This is a genomic window from Streptomyces yamdrokensis, assembly GCF_053890455.1.
On record NZ_CM132679.1, the window covers coordinates 1,518,254 to 1,534,638 of the forward strand.

General features: G+C 73.3%; 15 protein-coding genes. 11 read left to right on the top strand and 4 right to left on the bottom strand.

Annotated elements, in window-relative coordinates:
- The first annotated feature begins 102 nt into the window (after nucleotides 1–102).
- From ACWZEH_RS06135 to ACWZEH_RS06145, 3 genes are read left to right on the top strand one after another with little or no spacing between them, the layout of a single operon-like run.
- The gene (locus ACWZEH_RS06135) at nucleotides 103–1,791 is read left to right on the top strand and encodes a tetratricopeptide repeat protein (protein ID WP_456196312.1); all 1,689 of its coding nucleotides are present in this window, start codon (nucleotides 103–105) and stop codon (nucleotides 1,789–1,791) included.
- Complete coding sequence (locus tag ACWZEH_RS06140; RefSeq protein ID WP_456196314.1) at nucleotides 1,788–3,446, top strand: urease accessory protein UreH domain-containing protein; 1,659 nt, start codon at nucleotides 1,788–1,790, stop codon at nucleotides 3,444–3,446. Before ACWZEH_RS06135 ends, ACWZEH_RS06140 begins: the two co-directional genes overlap by 4 nt.
- A gap of 51 nt (nucleotides 3,447–3,497) precedes the next feature.
- Nucleotides 3,498–5,171, top strand: a complete 1,674-nt coding sequence (locus tag ACWZEH_RS06145; protein WP_456196315.1) for a serine/threonine-protein kinase — start codon at nucleotides 3,498–3,500, stop codon at nucleotides 5,169–5,171.
- 74 nt (nucleotides 5,172–5,245) lie between these two features.
- Here the strand turns inward: ACWZEH_RS06145 and ACWZEH_RS06150 are convergent, their stop codons facing one another.
- Nucleotides 5,246–6,052 carry an SGNH/GDSL hydrolase family protein gene (locus ACWZEH_RS06150; RefSeq protein WP_456196317.1) on the bottom strand — a complete coding sequence of 269 codons (807 nt, stop codon included), beginning with the start codon at nucleotides 6,050–6,052 and terminating at the stop codon, nucleotides 5,246–5,248.
- 771 nt (nucleotides 6,053–6,823) lie between these two features.
- Between ACWZEH_RS06150 and ACWZEH_RS06155 the strand changes: the two genes are divergently transcribed.
- From ACWZEH_RS06155 to ACWZEH_RS06170, 4 genes are all read left to right on the top strand, one after another.
- On the top strand, nucleotides 6,824–7,645 hold the full coding sequence (locus ACWZEH_RS06155; RefSeq protein ID WP_456196319.1) for a glycosyltransferase family 2 protein: 822 nt from the start codon (nucleotides 6,824–6,826) through the stop codon (nucleotides 7,643–7,645).
- A gap of 65 nt (nucleotides 7,646–7,710) precedes the next feature.
- Nucleotides 7,711–8,736 (top strand): glycosyltransferase family 2 protein, encoded by a 1,026-nt coding sequence (locus ACWZEH_RS06160; protein WP_456199467.1) that lies wholly within the window; start codon nucleotides 7,711–7,713, stop codon nucleotides 8,734–8,736.
- A complete protein-coding gene (locus tag ACWZEH_RS06165) occupies nucleotides 8,729–9,529 on the top strand; it encodes a polysaccharide deacetylase family protein (RefSeq protein ID WP_456196321.1) in 801 nt (266 codons plus the stop codon). Before ACWZEH_RS06160 ends, ACWZEH_RS06165 begins: the two co-directional genes overlap by 8 nt.
- A gap of 96 nt (nucleotides 9,530–9,625) precedes the next feature.
- Nucleotides 9,626–10,723, top strand: a complete 1,098-nt coding sequence (locus ACWZEH_RS06170; protein WP_456196323.1) for a DUF5925 domain-containing protein — start codon at nucleotides 9,626–9,628, stop codon at nucleotides 10,721–10,723.
- Nucleotides 10,724–10,816: 93 nt separating this feature from the next.
- Here the strand turns inward: ACWZEH_RS06170 and ACWZEH_RS06175 are convergent, their stop codons facing one another.
- Nucleotides 10,817–11,185: a GntR family transcriptional regulator gene (locus ACWZEH_RS06175; RefSeq protein ID WP_456196325.1), complete on the bottom strand. Its 369-nt coding sequence runs from the start codon at nucleotides 11,183–11,185 to the stop codon at nucleotides 10,817–10,819.
- 82 nt (nucleotides 11,186–11,267) lie between these two features.
- Between ACWZEH_RS06175 and ACWZEH_RS06180 the strand changes: the two genes are divergently transcribed.
- Together ACWZEH_RS06180 and ACWZEH_RS06185 are read left to right on the top strand one after the other, a co-directional pair.
- A complete protein-coding gene (locus ACWZEH_RS06180; RefSeq protein WP_456196326.1) occupies nucleotides 11,268–12,197 on the top strand; it encodes a GNAT family N-acetyltransferase in 930 nt (309 codons plus the stop codon).
- Nucleotides 12,178–12,678, top strand: a complete 501-nt coding sequence (locus ACWZEH_RS06185) for a ribonuclease FAU-1 family protein (protein ID WP_456196328.1) — start codon at nucleotides 12,178–12,180, stop codon at nucleotides 12,676–12,678. The genes ACWZEH_RS06180 and ACWZEH_RS06185 overlap by 20 nt, the downstream gene beginning before the upstream one ends.
- A 16-nt stretch (nucleotides 12,679–12,694) precedes the next feature.
- Here ACWZEH_RS06185 and ACWZEH_RS06190 read toward each other — a convergent pair whose 3' ends face one another.
- Complete coding sequence (locus ACWZEH_RS06190) at nucleotides 12,695–13,315, bottom strand: class I SAM-dependent methyltransferase (protein WP_456196330.1); 621 nt, start codon at nucleotides 13,313–13,315, stop codon at nucleotides 12,695–12,697.
- Nucleotides 13,316–13,453: 138 nt separating this feature from the next.
- Between ACWZEH_RS06190 and ACWZEH_RS06195 the strand changes: the two genes are divergently transcribed.
- Nucleotides 13,454–13,591 carry a hypothetical protein gene (locus tag ACWZEH_RS06195; RefSeq protein ID WP_456196332.1) on the top strand — a complete coding sequence of 46 codons (138 nt, stop codon included), beginning with the start codon at nucleotides 13,454–13,456 and terminating at the stop codon, nucleotides 13,589–13,591.
- Between the two features lie 228 nt (nucleotides 13,592–13,819).
- Complete coding sequence (locus ACWZEH_RS06200) at nucleotides 13,820–14,899, top strand: lytic polysaccharide monooxygenase auxiliary activity family 9 protein (RefSeq protein ID WP_456196334.1); 1,080 nt, start codon at nucleotides 13,820–13,822, stop codon at nucleotides 14,897–14,899.
- Nucleotides 14,900–14,998: 99 nt separating this feature from the next.
- On the opposite strand, the gene ACWZEH_RS06205 is transcribed toward ACWZEH_RS06200, so the two are convergent.
- Entirely contained in the window at nucleotides 14,999–15,868 is an 870-nt protein-coding gene (locus tag ACWZEH_RS06205; protein WP_456196336.1) for an esterase/lipase family protein, read from the bottom strand.
- Between the last annotated feature and the right edge of the window lie 517 nt (nucleotides 15,869–16,385).

Sequence of the window (16,385 nt, forward strand, 5' to 3'; positions counted from 1 at the left end):
GCCCCGGTGACAGGCGCGGCCCGTCCCCCTCCATCCCCCGCGGCACGGGCCGCGCCGCCGATCCCCCGCACCGAGTGAGCAAGCGAGCAACCGAGGAGAGGCATGCCTCCGCGTACGAACGACCACGCCCCGAGGAGCGGCCGGGACACCGGGCCGACCGGGCTCGCCGGTACCCCGGAGCCCACCGCCCCGCCGGACGCCGGGCCCGCGCGACCGGACGCCGGGGACGAACCCGGCACCTCACCCGAGGACCGGACGGGCACCGGGACCGGGACCGGGAACAAGGTCGGGCCCCGCCCTCAAGCCGAAACCAGGGCCGACGCCGACGCCGGGGCCGGAGCCGGCGGTGGCGGTGGCGGGGCAGCCGGGGTCGAGGCGGCCGAGCCCGCCGTCCGAACCTTCTCGCCCGGCGTGCGGGCGGCTGCCCTGCGCCGGTTCTCCGCCGCTGCGCGCCGCTCGCGCGGGACGCATCTCACGGTGTGCGCCGCGTTGTTGGCGGTCGCGATGACCGCCGGAGCGGTCGCCGTCGGCAGCGGCCGGGACGGAGCGCGGGCCGGTGCCGATGCCGCTCCCGCGGCCGGGGCGCTCGCGGCCGGTGTGCTCTCCGGAGGCGATCTGGACGCGGGAATCCGGGCCCTGCAGTCCCACCTCCGTGCCCAGCCCAGGGACTTCGGCGGATGGGCAGGCCTGGGGCTGGCCTACGTCGAGCAGGCGCGGACCAAGGGGGACCCGTCGCGCTATCCGCAGGCCGATCGGGCGTTCGACCGCTCTCTCGGACTCGAACCCGGCAACGAGCAGGCCCTGGCCGGCCGTGCCGCCCTCGCCGCGGCCCGCCACGACTTCTCCGGCGCCCTGGAATACGCCGACCGGGCCCTGCGGCAGAACCCCTACAGCGAGCGCGCCCTGTCCTCCCGTATCGACGCCCTCGTGGAGCTCGGCCGGTACGACGAGGCTTCCGACGCCGCCGACACCGCGGACAGCCGGCGGCCGGGGGTGCCCGTCTTCACGCGGTACGCGTACGTACGGGAGTTGCGCGGCGACGTGCGGACCGCGCGCGAGGTGCTGGAGCGGGCCCTGGACGGCGCGTCCGCGCCCGCCGATGTGGCGTACGTGGCGACCGCTCTCGGCCAACTGGCCTGGAACCAGGGCGACCACGAGACCGCGCTCACCCACTTCGCCCGTGCCCTCGCCGCCGACGAGGAGTACCTCCCGGCACTGGAGGGCCGGGCCCGCGCCCAGGCCGCGAGCGGTGACCGCGCGGGCGCGATCGGGACGCTGGAGCGGGTTGTCGCCCGCTCTCCGCTGCCCGGCCCGCTGGTCGCCCTCGGCGAGCTGTACGAGGTCCGGGGCGCCGACGGCGACCGTACGAAGGCGGCCGACCGGTACGCCCTCGTCGACGCCCAGGTCGCCCTCGCCCGCGCCGGCGGGGTCAACGCCGACCTCGACACCGCGCTCGCCGCCGCCGACCACGGCGACCCCGAAGCGGCCCTGCGCGCGGCCCGCGCCGAATGGACCCGCCGGAACAGCGTGCACACCGCGGACGCCCTCGCCTGGGCCCTGCACCGCAGCGGGCGCTCCGAGGAGGCACTCCCCTACGCCCGCCGGGCGACGGCCACCGGCTACCGCAACGCCGCCTTCCTCCACCACCGCGGCATGATCGAACGCGCCACCGGCCACGACGCCGACGCCCGCCGGTCCCTCACGGCCGCCCTGGAACTGAACCCCGGGTTCTCCCCCCTCGGCGCCCGCGCGGCCCGTGCCGCCCTCGAGGACCTGGAGGCGGCACGGTGAACCTCCGCCGCTCCCCTGCCGACGGCACCGGCCGCCCTCGCACCACCGGTGCCGCCGTCCTCGCCGCCGCCTGCGCGCTCACACTGCTCCCGGCGTCCGCGGCGAGCGCGCATCCGCTCGGCAACTTCACCGTCAACCGGTACGACGGTCTGCTCGCCGCGCCGGGCGAACTCCGCGTCCACCATGTCGAGGACCTCGCCGAGATCCCGGCCACCCAGGCGAAACCGGATGTCGAGGCGCTGGGCACGGCCGGGTGGGCCCGCCGGCGGTGCGCCGACGCCGCCCGCGACAGCGAGGTCCGTGTGGACGGGCGCAAGACCCCGGTCACCGTGCGGAGCAGCCGCGCGCGCGTGCGCCCCGGTCAGGCCGGACTCGACACGCTGCGCGTGGAGTGCGGGCTGACCGCTCCGCTGCCCGAGGACGACACGGTGGACGTCTCCTTCCGCGGGGCCGGGGCGTCCTCGGGTCCCGGCTGGCGGGAGGTCACCGCCCGCGGCGACCGGATGACGCTGGCCGCGTCGGACGTGCCCGAGACGTCACTGTCACGCGAACTGACCCGGTATCCGGAGGAGTTGCTGTCCTCCCCCGCGGACACGGCGACCGCGTCCCTCCGGGTGCGTACGGGCGGGCCGGCGCTGACGGGTGAGGGGGAGGAAGCCGAAGCGCCCGCCGCCTCCGTGCTGCCCCGCGGCGCGGACCGGTGGACGCGCGCCCTCGACGACCTCGTCGCCCGGCACGATCCCACGGCGGGCTTCGCGGCGCTCGCGCTGCTGATCGCGGTGGTCCTGGGCGCGATGCACGCGCTCGCACCGGGTCACGGCAAGACGCTCATGGCCGCGACCGCCGCGGCCCGGGGCGGCAGGGCCCGGCTGCGGGACGTCCTGCCGATGGCCGCCTCGGTGACGGTCACCCACACCCTCGGCGTGGTGGCGCTCGGCCTGCTGGTCACGGCCGGTTCGGCCGCCACGCCCTCGGTCGTCGCCTGGCTCGGCATCGCGAGCGGCGCCCTCGTCACCCTGGCGGGCGCGAGCCTCCTCCGCCGGGCCCTGCGCGACCGGAAGGCCACACCGGACCACTCGCATCGCCACGGACACGGACACGGACACGAGCACGGGCACGACCACAGCCACGGACACGAGCACGGGCATGACCACAGCCACGATCACACGCACGACCACGGGCACACTCACGCGGACGGCGCCCACGACCACCCCGGGCACGCGCACCCCCACGCCCGCCTCCACCCGGCCGAGCACACCCACTCCGTCGAGCACACCCACGGCGGTCGCACGCACACCCACGCCGTCGCCCCCACCCTGCGCGGCACGATCCTGCTCGGTCTCGCCGGCGGGCTGGTGCCCAGTCCGTCCGCCGTGGTCGTGCTGGTGGGCGCCGCGGCGCTCGGTCATGCCTGGTTCGGGCTGCTGCTCGTCGTCGCGTACGGCGTCGGGCTGGCCCTCACCCTCACCGCCGCCGGGTACGCCGTGGTGAAGGCGGGCAGCGGTGTGAACCGGCTTCTGGCCCGGCGCCCGCGCTGGACCGCACGCCCGGTGGTCACGCTGATGCGCCGGAGCGCGCCCCTGGGATCGGCGTTCGTCGTCGTGGCCCTGGGCGCCGGATTGGTGTTCAGGGGGGCGGCATCCGCACTCGGCTGAGCTACGTTCATGAGGAACCGGAGAATTCGCCCGGATGCGATGGGGGGCGCCATGTCCGAGGAACCGGGCAGTGAGCGGGTGGTCGCGGGCCGGTACCGGCTGCTGTCACCACTGGGCGAGGGCGGCATGGGGACCGTGTGGCGGGCCCGTGACGAGGTGCTGCACCGCGAGGTCGCCGTCAAGGAGGTCCGCGCCCCGGCCGGGCTGTCGGCGTCCGACGTGGAGCGGATGTACGCCCGGCTGGAGCGGGAGGCGTGGGCGGCGGCCCGGATCACCGATCGCAACGTGGTGACGGTGTACGACGTGGCGACCGAGGACGGGCGCCCGTGGATCGTCATGGAGCTGGTCCGCGGCCTGTCCCTGGCCGAGGTACTGGACGCCGAGGGCCCGTTGGACCCTCGGCGGGCCGCGCACATCGGCGCGGAGGTGCTCGCCGCGCTGCGCGCCGCGCACGGCGCCGGGGTGCTGCACCGGGATGTGAAGCCCGCCAACGTACTGATCGCGAACGACGGGCGGATCGTCCTCACCGACTTCGGGATCGCCACGGTCGAAGGCAGCTCCGCGCTGACCATGACCGGTGAGGTGGTCGGATCACCCGAGTTCCTCGCCCCGGAGCGGGCACTGGGCCGCACCCCCGGCCCCGAGTCCGACCTGTGGTCGCTCGGCGTACTGCTGTACGCGACGGTGGAGGGCAGCTCGCCGTTCCGTCAGGACACCCCGCTGAGCACGCTGCGCGCGATCGTCGACGAGGAGTTGCCGCCCCCGCGCCGGGCGGGACCGCTGGCCCCGGTCATCGAGGGTCTGCTGCGCAAGGCCCCGGCCGAGCGACTGTCGGCGGTGCAGGCGCAACAGGACCTGCGGCTCCTCGGCGCGGGCCGCACACCGGACGCCGGTACGGCGGGACCGGCCCCGTACGTCCCCACCATGACGACCCGCACGCACCCGAACCCGCCCGTTGGCCCCGCGCCCCGGCCCGCTCCCGCAGCCCCGGTGCCCTCCCCGCCCCCGTCCGCCGGGACCACCGCGGTCGCCCGTGCCGGGCGCAGTCGCCGGGCGGCCGTCGTCCTGGTCGCGGGCGTGGCCGTACTGGCCCTGGCGCTGACCGGTCTGACGTACGCGCTGCTGAACCGTGGGGACGGCGCGGACGGCCGTACGGGCGGGGCGGGTTCGTCCGCGCGGACCGGCGACGACGACAGCGGGTCCGGGAGCGACGACGGCACCGGGCAGACCGGCGGGTCCGCCCCGGCGACCTCCGAGCACGACGGCGAGGGGGGCGAGAGGGGCCGCGAGGACGGCGAGGACGGCGAGGACGGCGAGGAGAATCCCCCGCAGCAGTCGGTGCGGGTGACCGTGGAGGGCGCGCACACGGAGTACTCGGGTTCCTGTCCCCCACCGCGGGAGGGGGCGCCCTCGTTCACGGCGACGTTCACCGTGGGGCGGCTGCCGGCGGAGGTGTCCTACCGCTGGGTGGGCGAGGACGGGTCGGTGGCCGACCCGGGGTGGCGGACGCTGTCGTTCCCGGAGGGCGGCGGGCGCACGAAGCAGGACACGGTGGTCGTGACGACGTACCTGGAGTCCGGGACGTTCGAGAACAGCATCGGGGTGGAGGTGCGGGAGCCCGTGCACACGACGTCGGACCCGGTGCCGTTCTCGGTCACGTGCGGGACGGAGACCCCGCCGGACGGGGTCTCCTCCTCTCCTGCTGGTTCGGCGGCCGCTCCCTGAGGGATGAGGTTTACGGCCGTGGGACGACGTGGCCCTGGTGGCGGCGCCCCGGGGAAGACGGCTTCCCCGGCGGGTCAGGCCGCGCTGTTGAAGGCCGGGAGGTAACCGCCGGACTGGCCGGCCGCCTTCGGGTGGTAGGACTCGCCGATGTTGGCCCAGTTCACGCTGTGCAGCCAGGAGTTGCCGGAGCAGATCTCGTGGCCGGTGAACGGGGTGCGCACGTCGGCGAAGGTGAAGCCGTGGGCGTTGGCACGCTGGGCGGTGACGCTGTTGAGGAGGTCGGCCGCGTCGTTGACGGCCGCCCGCTTGGCTTCGGAGAGGCCGATGCAGGTGGTGCCGAGCTGGTAGAAGCGGGGGTAGCCGAGGACGACGACCTCGGCGTTCGGGGCCCGGGTGCGGATGGCCGAGTAGACGTTGTTGAGCTTGCCGGGGAGCGTCGAGGTCGCGTAGGAGCGCGCGGTGTTGATCCGGGAGAGACAGGTGCTCTCCGACTGGAGCACACAGGTCGTCATGACGTCGGCGAATCCCGCGTCGTTGCCGCCGACGCTGATCGAGACGAGACCGGTGCTGGTGCCGAGCGGGCCGAGCTGCGACGCCAGAACTTCATCCGTTCGGGCGCCCGAGCAGGCGGTGAAGTCGAAGGACGAGGGTGAGTTGGCGGCGTTCCAGAGGTACGGATAGGCCTTCGTGCTGCGCTTGCAGTTTCCGCTGGAGCTGATGTAGCTGCCCGCTCCGACGCCGGAGGAGTAGGAGTCGCCGAGCGCCACATAGCCGTCCGCGGCGGCCTGTTGGGACGCGTGCGCCGTGGCTGCCCCGGTGAGGGTGGTGACGACGGCGAGGAGGATGGAACCGAGATAGACGGAAAGTCGGGAACGTCTCATGGAACCTCCTTTAGCAGGATCTCTGCCGCAACCTTCATAGCGACTACGCGCGTTGACTGGAAGTGTCCATGCCAAAAATATCGGTCTCTCCTCAGAAACCCCGCAATTCATTCACCGCAAAACCACCGCACAACCGCCACGGGGCCACCGTCCGGCCGCCACCGGACCACTGACGGGCCATCACGGGAGCGCCGCCGGACCGCCGTCCCGGCCACCGGAACATCTGTTCAATCCCGGACGAATTCAGGCCTTGGTGCTGTTCGGCCCTTGACGCCCACAACGGGCTGCGTCAGATTGAAGCCCGGCATCCGACACTTCAGGGGGCAAAGTCGGCCATGCGGACCATCCGCGCCGGCACGCCTCTTCGCGTGAGTCACCACAGCCGGAGCCGCACGTAACACTCGAACCGACAGAAAAGTGAGGCCTGGTTTCAGGCCTTGCCATACGGGCTCAATCGTCAATACCGTCATACATCGCAATACATCTCACCCGCATCGGTCCGTCAGTAAGCGGCTCCAGGGGAGGGCTCGGGACCGCGACGTACCGGCGTGGGGCGCGGTAGGGGGGTGCCGTGCTCGGTGACCGCAATGGGGACCGGGCCGGGCCGCGCGGTCGGCCGGCGTGTGCCGCGGTCGGCCAGTTTTGCCAGCTCACCCGGCGTGCACGGAGCTCTTGTCGCGTCGTGCGCGGGTGAGAACCCCCCTTTCGAACCGGACGAACAGCCGGGCCGCCCAGGGGCGGGCGGCCCACCGGACGAGAGGGATCAGACTCATGAGTTCCGTTCTGCAGCCGGCGACCGAGGACCAGAATCCGCCGGCCACCGGAAAGTACCGGCCCGTCTCCTCGCACCTGGCCATCGCACCACCGGTGAGCGTGGTGATACCGGCCATGAACGAGGCGGAGAACCTGCCGTACGTCTTCAAGACGCTTCCCGACTGGATCCACGAAGTGGTCCTGGTCGACGGCAACTCCACCGACAACACCGTCGAAGTGGCCCGCGAGCTGTGGCCGGACGTCAAGGTCGTCGAACAGCGCGGCAAGGGCAAGGGGGACGCCCTGAGCACCGGGTTCCAGGCCTGCACCGGCGACATCATCGTGATGGTCGACGCGGACGGCTCGGCGGACGGCAACGAGATCGTGTCGTACGTCTCCGCCCTCGTCTCGGGCGCGGACTTCGCCAAGGGGTCCCGCTTCGCCAACGGCGGCGGCACCGACGACATGACCTTCATCCGCAAGCTCGGCAACCGGGTCCTGTGCGGGGTCGTCAACCGCAAGTTCGGCGCCCGCTACACCGATCTCTGCTACGGCTACAACGCGTTCTGGCGGCACTGCCTGGACAAGATCGACCTCGACTGCACCGGCTTCGAGGTCGAGACCCTGATGAACATCCGGGTGGTCAAGGCCGGACTGAGAGTGCAGGAGATCCCCAGTCACGAGTACCTGCGCATCCACGGCGCGAGCAATCTGCGGGCCGTGCGGGACGGGTTCCGCGTCCTCGGGGTGATCCTCCGGGAACGTTCCAACCGGCGTGCGCTGCGCCGCCGCCCGCACCACTCCCCGCTGCTCGACACGGTCCGGGGGAAGGTGTCTTGAGCGAGCCCGGCATCACGGGTGCTCCGGACGGGCCGGACGGGTCCGGCCCGTCCGGAGCACCCGGCATCTCGGTCGTGATCTGCGCCTACACCGAGGACCGCTGGGAGGACGTCCTCGCGGCGGTCGCCTCGGTGCGGGCGCAGTCCCGGCCGGCCCTGGAGACCCTGGTGGTCGTGGACCACAACCAGGTCCTGCTGGAGCGGCTGGCCAGGGAGTACCAGGAGACCGACGACGTCCGGGTGCTCGCCAACGCGGGCCCCCGCGGCCTGTCCGCGGGACGCAACACCGGCATCGCCGCCTCGCGCGGTGGGATCGTCGCGTTCCTCGACGACGACGCCGTGGCCGAACGCGACTGGCTCGGGCACTTCGCCGAGGCGTACGCCGATCCGCGCGTGATGGCGGTCGGCGGACGCACCGAACCCCTCTGGGCATCGGGGCGGCGCCCCGGCTGGTTCCCCGAGGAGTTCGACTGGGTGGTGGGCTGCACCTACCGGGGCCTGCCGGCCGGACGCGTGCGGGTGCGCAACGTCCTCGGCGGCAACGCCTCCTTCCGGCGCACCGCCTTCGACGCGGCGGGTGGCTTCGCCACCGGGATCGGACGGGACGGGAACAAACGCCCACTGGGCGGGGAGGAGACGGAGCTGTGCATCCGCCTCAGCCGCGCCCGGCCCGACGCGGTCCTGCTGATCGACGACCGCGCGGTCATCCACCACCGGGTGCCCGAGGCACGCGAGCACTTCCGCTACTTCCGCACCCGCGCCTACGCCGAGGGCCTGTCCAAGGCGCTGGTGGCGCGCAGCGTGGGCGCCGGAAAAGGGCTGGAGTCGGAACGCCGGTACACCACACGGGTACTGCCCGCCGGGGTGGCGCGGGGGCTGCGGGACGCCCTGCTGGCCCGGCCGGGCGGGGCGGGGCGCGCGGGCGCGATCGTCGCCGGGGTACTCACGGCGGCGGGCGGATACGTGGTGGGGAGCGTGCGGGCCCGGCGGGGCGGGGTCACGTTCTCCGTGGTCGACGTGTCGGTCCCAGAGGGCGGGGCGCACCGCGGGAAAGAGCGGCCGGACAGCGAGCCGGGGGGTGTCCGTGGCTGACGAACGGGTGCCGATCCTCATGTACCACTCGGTGGCCGACGACCCCAACGACGCCACCCGCGCACTGTCCGTGTCCCCGCGGGCGTTCGCCGGACAGATGGCGGTGATCGCCGCGCGGGGTCTCACCCCCGTCGGCACGGCCGAACTGGCCGCCTGCTGGCGCACCGGGCGGCCGCTGCCCGCGCGGCCGGTCCTCATCACGTTCGACGACGGCTACGAGGGCGTGCACCGGCACGCCCTGCCGGCCCTCGCCGAACACGGCTTCCCCGCCACGCTGTTCGTCTCCACGGGCTGGCTCCGGGGGCCCCACGACACCGGCGGCGGCCCGGACACCATGCTCGACTGGGAGCAGGTCCGCGAACTGGCCGCCGCGGGCGTGGAGATCGGCGGCCACAGCCACAGCCACCCGCAGCTCGACCAGCTCGACGACCGGCGGCTGCGCTCCGAACTGATCCTGTGCAAGGAGATCGTCTCGGACCGACTGGGCCGCACTCCCACGTCGTTCGCCTACCCCTACGGCTACTCCAGCCGCCGGGTGCGGGAGGCGGTGCGGGAGACGGGGTACGCACAGGCACTCGCCGTCGGCAACGGGCTCGCCCGCCGCGCGCAGGGGCCGTACGCGCTGCGGCGCGTGACCGTGCGCCGGTCGACGGACACCGCCGAGTTCGAGCGGCTGGTGGACGGCCGCGACCTCACCCGCGTCTTCGTCCGGGACCGGGCCCTGACCAAGGGGTACGCGGTGCTCCGGCGGGTGCGGCACGCGCGGCGGCTGGCGGCACACGTGCGGCGGTGACGCGGGCGCACGGCGCGCTTCACGCACGGCACGTGCCCCCGCGCGCCTTGGGGAAACCGGGTGCGCGGGGGCGTCCGTGTGCCCGATCATGGCGGTATGCCAGCGAACCCGCACGACGCGCTGCCGATCCGGCTCAACGTCGACGACAGCGACTCCCCGTCCGACGTCGTCGACGCGCTGTTCCTCGGCCGCTTCGCGACGGGCGAGCAGCCGTTCTCGCACGCGGCGAACATCGACCGCGTGCGCTCCGGCGCGACCCTGCTGCCGAAGGGCGCCGAGGTGCTGCGCATCGCCCGGGACGACGACCGCAGCGCCACCCTGGCCCAGGGGGACGGCTGGACTCTGCTGGTCTCCCGCTGGAACCGGGGCGCCGACGTCACCGTCACCGCGACCACCGCCGAACTCGCGGCGAAGGTCCTCGACGAGGCCACGGACGGCGCGGCGGACGAGCCGGAGCCGCAGCCGGAGAACGTCACCATGGGCTTCTGGTACGTGTCCCCGCGTCGCGGCCCGCACCGCACCACCCGGCAGATCTCCGCGGGGACCTGGGAGGAGATCCGGTCCAACTACACCGCGCCGGTGGCGGACGCCATGGACGGCCTGATGAAGACCACGCCCGAGGACATCGCGGGCCGGCTGCTCCTGCTGCACGGCCCGCCGGGCACCGGGAAGACGTCCGCGCTGCGCACGCTGGCCCGCTCCTGGCAGGACTGGTGCCGGGTGGACTGCGTCCTGGACCCGGAACGGCTCTTCTCCGACGTCGGTTATCTGATGGACATCGCGATCGGCGAGGAGGACACGACGACGGGCAAGGGCCGCTGGCGGCTGCTGTTGCTGGAGGACTGCGACGAACTGATCCGCGGCGAGGCCAAGCACACCGCGGGGCAGGCCCTGTCCCGGCTGCTGAACCTCACCGACGGCCTGCTCGGCCAGGGCCGCAACGTGCTGGTGGGCGTCACCACCAACGAGGACCTGGAGCGCCTCCACCCTGCCGTGGTCCGCCCCGGCCGCTGTCTCGCCCGGATCGAGGTGGGGTCGCTGACCCGGGCCGAGGCGGTGGACTGGCTGGGGCGCGAGGACGGCGTCGGCCGCGAGGGCGCCACCCTGGCCGAACTGTACGCCCTGCGCAGGGGCACCTCCCCGACGGCACTGCCACCACCACGGGGGGACGCGGAGGCGGGGCTGTACTTGTAGGCACGGGGGCACGGGGACACGGGGCGGGTGCTTCGGGACCGGGCCGGCCTCCGCCCGCACCCTGCTCCCCTCCTCCCGTACGACGGCCCGCGGCTACGCCTCGTACGCCGCCCGCAGCGCGTCCCGTGCGGTGGCCAGGGCCGCGTCCTCGTCCAGCCCGAGCCGTCGCGCCCGCTCCGCGTACGCCTGGGCGGCCGCCGCGGCCTCGCGCTCCGCGGCCGAGCCCGCGGCGGCGACGAACGTGCCGTGGCGGCCCCGGGTCTCGATCACACCGTCCGCCTCCAGCCCGCGGTAGGCCTTGGCCACCGTGTTCGCGGCGAGGCCGAGGCTCTGCGCCAGGCCCCGTACCGTGGGCAGCCGGTGGCCCACCGGCAGCACCCCCGACCTGGCCTGCTCGGAGATCTGCACCCGCACCTGCTCGTACGGCGGCGCGCTGTCGTCGATATGGATCTTCAGGGTCACGGCCCGATTGTCCCGCACCCGGCACAGAACGAGCGGAAAATGGGAGGCAGTCCCGGCACGTCTCCCCGTAGCGTGCGCATCCATGACTGTGACCGTCCGCGATCTGCGCCCCGAAGCCCGCGCCGACCTCGAGGGCTTCGCCCGCGTCCGGCACGCCGCGCTGCCGTTCATCCTCCTGACCCCAGAGTCCCTCGCCCACGACCTCACCCGTCTGCACCCCGACGCCCGCTACCGTCCCCTCGTCGCCGTGGCCGACGGCGAGGTGATCGGCACGGCGCAGGTGCACCTGACCCACGAGAGCTCCGAGCCGGGCCAGGGCAACATCAACGTGTACGTGCATCCCGGGCACACGCGCCGGGGCGCCGGGACGGCGCTCGTGCGCACCGCCGAGAAGCACCTGACCGCGCACGGGGCGGCCAGGCTGTTCGCCTGGGTGCTGGACGAACCCGGCAATCGCGCCTTCGCCGAGCGGCACGCCTACCGGGCGAGCCGCACCGCCCACTTCCTCCGCCTGGACCTGGTGAACGGCACCCTCCCCCCACTCCAGGACCCGCCACCCGGCGTGGAGCTGCGCACGGGCTCGGACTTCGCCGACGACCCACGCCCGCTGTTCGCGCTGGACGCGGAAACGACGGCGGACGAACCGAGCGACGTGGCCACGGAGTTCACCGACTACGAGTCCTGGCTGGAGGAGACCTGGCGGCATCCGCTGTTCAGCCCCGAGCTGACCTCGGTGACGGTGGTGGACGGCCGGCCCGCCGCCTTCTCCGCGGCCCGCACGGACGGTGGCACCCGGTACGGCACGGCCATGACCGGCACCGCCAGGGCCCACCGCGGCCGGGGTCTGGCCAAGCTCGCCAAGAACGACTCCCTGCACCGCGCCCGCGCCGCCGGGTACACGGAGGCGTTCACGGGCAACGACACCAGAAACGAGCCGATGATCGCGATCAACAAGTGGTTCGGCTACGAGGTCTGTGGCACGGAGGTGCGGTATGTCCGTGAACTCGGCTGACCGCCCGGCCCTCCTGGACGTCGTCCTCGTCAAGGCGGGGCGCACGAAGATCGGCTACCCGGCCGAACTGCTCGCCGACGACGGCACCCGCGTCACCGTGCGCGCCCCCTGGGCGGGCGACGGTGTGCGGGACTTCGGCTTCGTCCGCTTCGAGCCCGGCGACGTCTTCACCGAGTACTACTGGCGCGACCGCTGGTACGCGGTGAAGGAGGTGCGCACCGCCACGGGCACCCTCAAGGGCCACTACTGCGACATCACCCGCCCGGCCGAGCTCTCCGGCAACCGGCTGGTGGTCGAGGATCTCGACCTGGACCTGTGGGTCCCGGCGGACGGCACGGAGGTACGACGGCTGGACGAGGACGAGTTCGAGGCGAGCGGCCTCGTCTCGACGGATCCCGGGGCCGCGGCCGCCGCGGTGGCCGCCCTCGACGAACTGGACACCCTGGCCCGGGAGGGCGGGCTGGGCGCGCTGCTCGCGTGAAGGGGCCGGGTCCGGGTCAGTCGTCCGTCGCCACGACCACCGCGTAACGCTCGTCGTCCACCTCCCGGCCCCACAGCGCCACGTCGTCCGACAGCCGCTCCGCACTCACCCGCCCGCCGAGCGGATCCAGGAGGGCGGTGAGCCGGTCCGCCGGTATCCCGACCGGGCTTACCGCTCCCCAGACCCCCTCGACCAGGACGAACCGCCCGCCGGAACGCAGCAGCCCCCGCCAGTGCCGCAGCACCCGGCCGGGATCGGGCAGCGTCCACAGCACATGCCGGACCAGCACGACGTCGTAGCGCCGCTCCCCCGTCGGCGGTGCCGCGGCGTCCCCGACGAGGAACACCGCGTCGCGGCCGGCGAGCTTCTCCCGGGCGAGCGTCACCATGGCCGGTGACCGGTCGACTCCGGTGACCCGGTGGCCCTGCTCCGCGGCGAGCAGCGACAGGCTGCCGGTGCCGCAGCCCAGGTCGAGGACATCGCTCGCCCGCTCGGGGAGCCAGGAGCGCAGCCGCCCCGCCCAGGCCTCGCGCACCCGCGGATCGCGCAACCCGTGATCGGGCTCCTCGTCGAAGCCGGCCGCCCTCGTATCCCAGTCGGCACCCACCGTGTCCGTAACGTCACTGTCATCGGTCATGCGGCCAAGAGTGACACCCGCCACTGACACTCGACGGGTGACCGCGGCCACAGACGGATCGGGACCGATGAGGAACTCTCCCCCGAAAGGTCCACCCCCGCGAGACCGCCGCACCCGTGGACCCCGAAGGAGGCAGCCATGCGCCGTGTCACCGTGCAGAAGCCCCTGAAGAGGACGACCGCCGCCCGCCGGGTCCGCGACGAGCCCGAGGAACGCTCCGCTCCGCGCCCGGAGATCCGTAGGGACGTCGCCCGGACCTGGTGGCCCACTCCCTGACCACGGCCGTCCCTCTTCCTCTCCTCCCGTTCACCACGCGCCTCCTCGTCCGAGGCCGTTCGCGGGTTCCTGCCTGATCCCAGCCTGAGCATTCCCTTAACGGGGCCATAAGGATCTCCGCGAGCGGCCCTCGGCAGGCGATTTCCCGGTTCCCTGGGGCTAGTTTCTGAGCCATCCCCCCCACGGGATCCCCCCAAGCCCATTGATCGTCCGAGGAGTTGCTGCCCCATGCCCGCACGCCGCAAGGCCGCTGTCGCCGCCGTCGGTATCGTCCCGCTCGCCCTGACCGGGCTGTCCGCCTCGCCGGCGGCCGCGCACGGTTCGATGGGTGACCCGGTCAGCAGGGTCGCGCAGTGCTTCGCCGAGGGTCCGGAGAGCCCGAAGTCGGCGGCGTGCCAGGCGGCGGTCGCGGCCGGCGGCACCCAGGCGCTCTACGACTGGAACGGCGTACGCATCGGCGACGCGGGCGGACGTCATGAGGAGCTGATTCCCGACGGCAAGCTGTGCAGCGCGGGCAACGAGGCGTTCAAGGGGCTCGACCTGGCCCGTGCCGACTGGCCCACGACATCGGTGAGCAGCGGCTCGTACACCTTCAAGTACCGGGTGACCGCTCCGCACAAGGGCAGCTTCAAGGTGTACGTCACCAAGCCCGGCTACGACCCGGCGAAACCGCTGGGCTGGGGCGACCTGGATCTGGCGAACCCGGTGGCGACGTCCACCGACCCGGCCGCGACCGGCGGTTTCTACACGTTCTCCGGCGCCCTCCCCGAGCGGTCGGGCAAGCATCTGCTGTACGCGGTGTGGCAGCGTTCGGACAGCCCGGAGGCGTTCTACTCCTGCTCGGACGTCTCGTTCGGCGGAGGAGGAGATTCGGACGGGGGCGCCGACGACAGCGGAAGCGGGTCCGACGCCGGTGACACGCCCGAGGACGAGGCCTCCCCGGCGCCGGTCGCCTCCGCGCCCTCCGAGGAGCAGATCGACGACGGCACCGACAAGTCGACCATCGAGAACCACGGTCACGGAGACGACGACCCGCACACCACCGCGCAGCCGGCCCCGGCCGACACCGTCACCGACGGTGACGGTGACGGTGACGGTGACGCTACGGGCGTCGACGCGGACGGCACCCCCGGGGCCACCGTCAACCAGCCCAAGGCGGCCGGCACGTCGGGGAACCTCGCGGAGACCGGCGGCGACGGGAACACCCCGTACCTGATGGTCGGCGGGGCCGCCGCCCTGGCGCTCGGTTCGGCGGCGCTGTTCGCCTCCACCCGGCGGCGCGCGACGAGCGGGCGGCACGGCCGCTGACCTCGCGCCGATCACCGACCTCGCGTCGACCGTGACCCGGGGCCTGTCCGGCGGCTCAGGCCGGACAGGCCCCGACATGCGTACGGGTGGTCGCACGTGTCAGCTGAACACCGAGGCACAGGTGGTGGGTCTGGCGCGGGCCGGATCGAGGGCGTTGGCGACCTCGTGGAAGGCGATCCGGTCGATCAGCCCGATCGCCACGTGCTCGGACAGGTCGACCGGACACAGGTCCTGGAGCAGGACGTTGCGCACGTTCGGCCCGCTCAGGTACTGACTGCGGTACGGGGTGACCACCTCGTCGTACCGGGTGGCGATGACGGTGTAGCGGACGCCGGGCACGGTGTCCCCGCCCGCGTTGAGCCTGGTGAGGAAGTCCGAGCCGGCGACCTGCTGGGCGAGGGCGGGGGTGGCCCCGGTCAGCAGGTCCCCGACACCGGGGAAGTGCGGCAGCAGCTTGGTGAGGCCGGCGAGGGTGGTGCCGTGGTTGCTGGGGGCGATCCCGACGAGGGCGTTCACCTCGTCGGCCCCGCCGAGGAACTTGAGGTAGTAGCGGGGCATCATGCCGCCCTGCGAGTGCCCGACGATGTCTGCCTTCGTCGCTCCGGTCGCGGCGAGCACCCTGTCGACGAAGACGTCGAGCTGCTGCGCGGACTCCTCGACGGGGCCGAGGCCGTGGAAGAAGGGGACACCGTCGAGTCGGCCGTAGTCGAGGGAGAAGACGCAGTAGTCGCGGTGGGTCAGATAGGGCGCGAGACCCAGCCAGTTGTCGACGGAGTTCCCGAAGGTGCCGTGGACCAGGACGACGGGGCGGGGGTGGGCGGCGGACGGCTTGCAGGAGTAGTCGTTCCAGCCCGAGCTGGGCGCGGCGTGGGCGTGGGCGTCGGTGGCGGTGGCGGTGGGGACAACGAGGGCCGCGGCGGCCAGCAGGAGCGTGGCCAGGGATCTGACCACTCGTTTCCAGGGCAGCATCGTGTGATCTCCTTGCACGTCAAGGGGAGGATGCGAGGGCCTTGCGCCCTGTGACCCGGATCACGAGGTTGTTGTTCACCCGTCAAGTTACGAGCGAGTAGCCCAACAGGGAAGTTACGCGTCGGTAAAAATTTCCGGCGATGCCCGGCGAGACACCGATGACACCTGATATGTCGTCACCGAACCCCGGAAAACGTCGCGTTGAGGGCTATGTCCCGCCTCTCGGCCAACCCGCCCCAGGCGATCGGCGTGACGACCAGCGCCGCCGTCGGATGCACCGCTCCGGCGGACGCCGGCCCCGCTCCCACCGTCACCGCGTCCTCGGCCGTTCACGGCCCCCAGGCCCGAAGTGGCGCATCAGGCGGTCCCGCGACCGGCCCCGCCCCGGCGCGTCCTGGCGCGTCCTGGCGCGTCCTGGCGCGTCCTGGCGCGTCCCCTCGAAGGTGACGCCGGGGCAGGGCAAGGGCGAGCCCCCGCGCGCTGGTTGCGTGCGGGGGCTCGTCGTCGTGTGTCGGCC

What these genes read in the sequence shown, in the direction of transcription:
- ACWZEH_RS06135 (WP_456196312.1), top strand. Translation starts at nt 103, where the DNA reads ATGCCTCCGCGTACGAACGACCACGCCCCGAGGAGCGGCCGGGACACC.
- ACWZEH_RS06145 (WP_456196315.1), top strand. Translation starts at nt 3,498, where the DNA reads ATGTCCGAGGAACCGGGCAGTGAGCGGGTGGTCGCGGGCCGGTACCGG.
- ACWZEH_RS06150 (WP_456196317.1), bottom strand. Translation starts at nt 6,052, where the DNA reads ATGAGACGTTCCCGACTTTCCGTCTATCTCGGTTCCATCCTCCTCGCC.
- ACWZEH_RS06155 (WP_456196319.1), top strand. Translation starts at nt 6,824, where the DNA reads ATGAGTTCCGTTCTGCAGCCGGCGACCGAGGACCAGAATCCGCCGGCC.
- ACWZEH_RS06170 (WP_456196323.1), top strand. Translation starts at nt 9,626, where the DNA reads ATGCCAGCGAACCCGCACGACGCGCTGCCGATCCGGCTCAACGTCGAC.
- ACWZEH_RS06180 (WP_456196326.1), top strand. Translation starts at nt 11,268, where the DNA reads ATGACTGTGACCGTCCGCGATCTGCGCCCCGAAGCCCGCGCCGACCTC.
- ACWZEH_RS06185 (WP_456196328.1), top strand. Translation starts at nt 12,178, where the DNA reads ATGTCCGTGAACTCGGCTGACCGCCCGGCCCTCCTGGACGTCGTCCTC.
- ACWZEH_RS06190 (WP_456196330.1), bottom strand. Translation starts at nt 13,315, where the DNA reads ATGACCGATGACAGTGACGTTACGGACACGGTGGGTGCCGACTGGGAT.
- ACWZEH_RS06195 (WP_456196332.1), top strand. Translation starts at nt 13,454, where the DNA reads ATGCGCCGTGTCACCGTGCAGAAGCCCCTGAAGAGGACGACCGCCGCC.
- ACWZEH_RS06200 (WP_456196334.1), top strand. Translation starts at nt 13,820, where the DNA reads ATGCCCGCACGCCGCAAGGCCGCTGTCGCCGCCGTCGGTATCGTCCCG.
- ACWZEH_RS06205 (WP_456196336.1), bottom strand. Translation starts at nt 15,868, where the DNA reads ATGCTGCCCTGGAAACGAGTGGTCAGATCCCTGGCCACGCTCCTGCTG.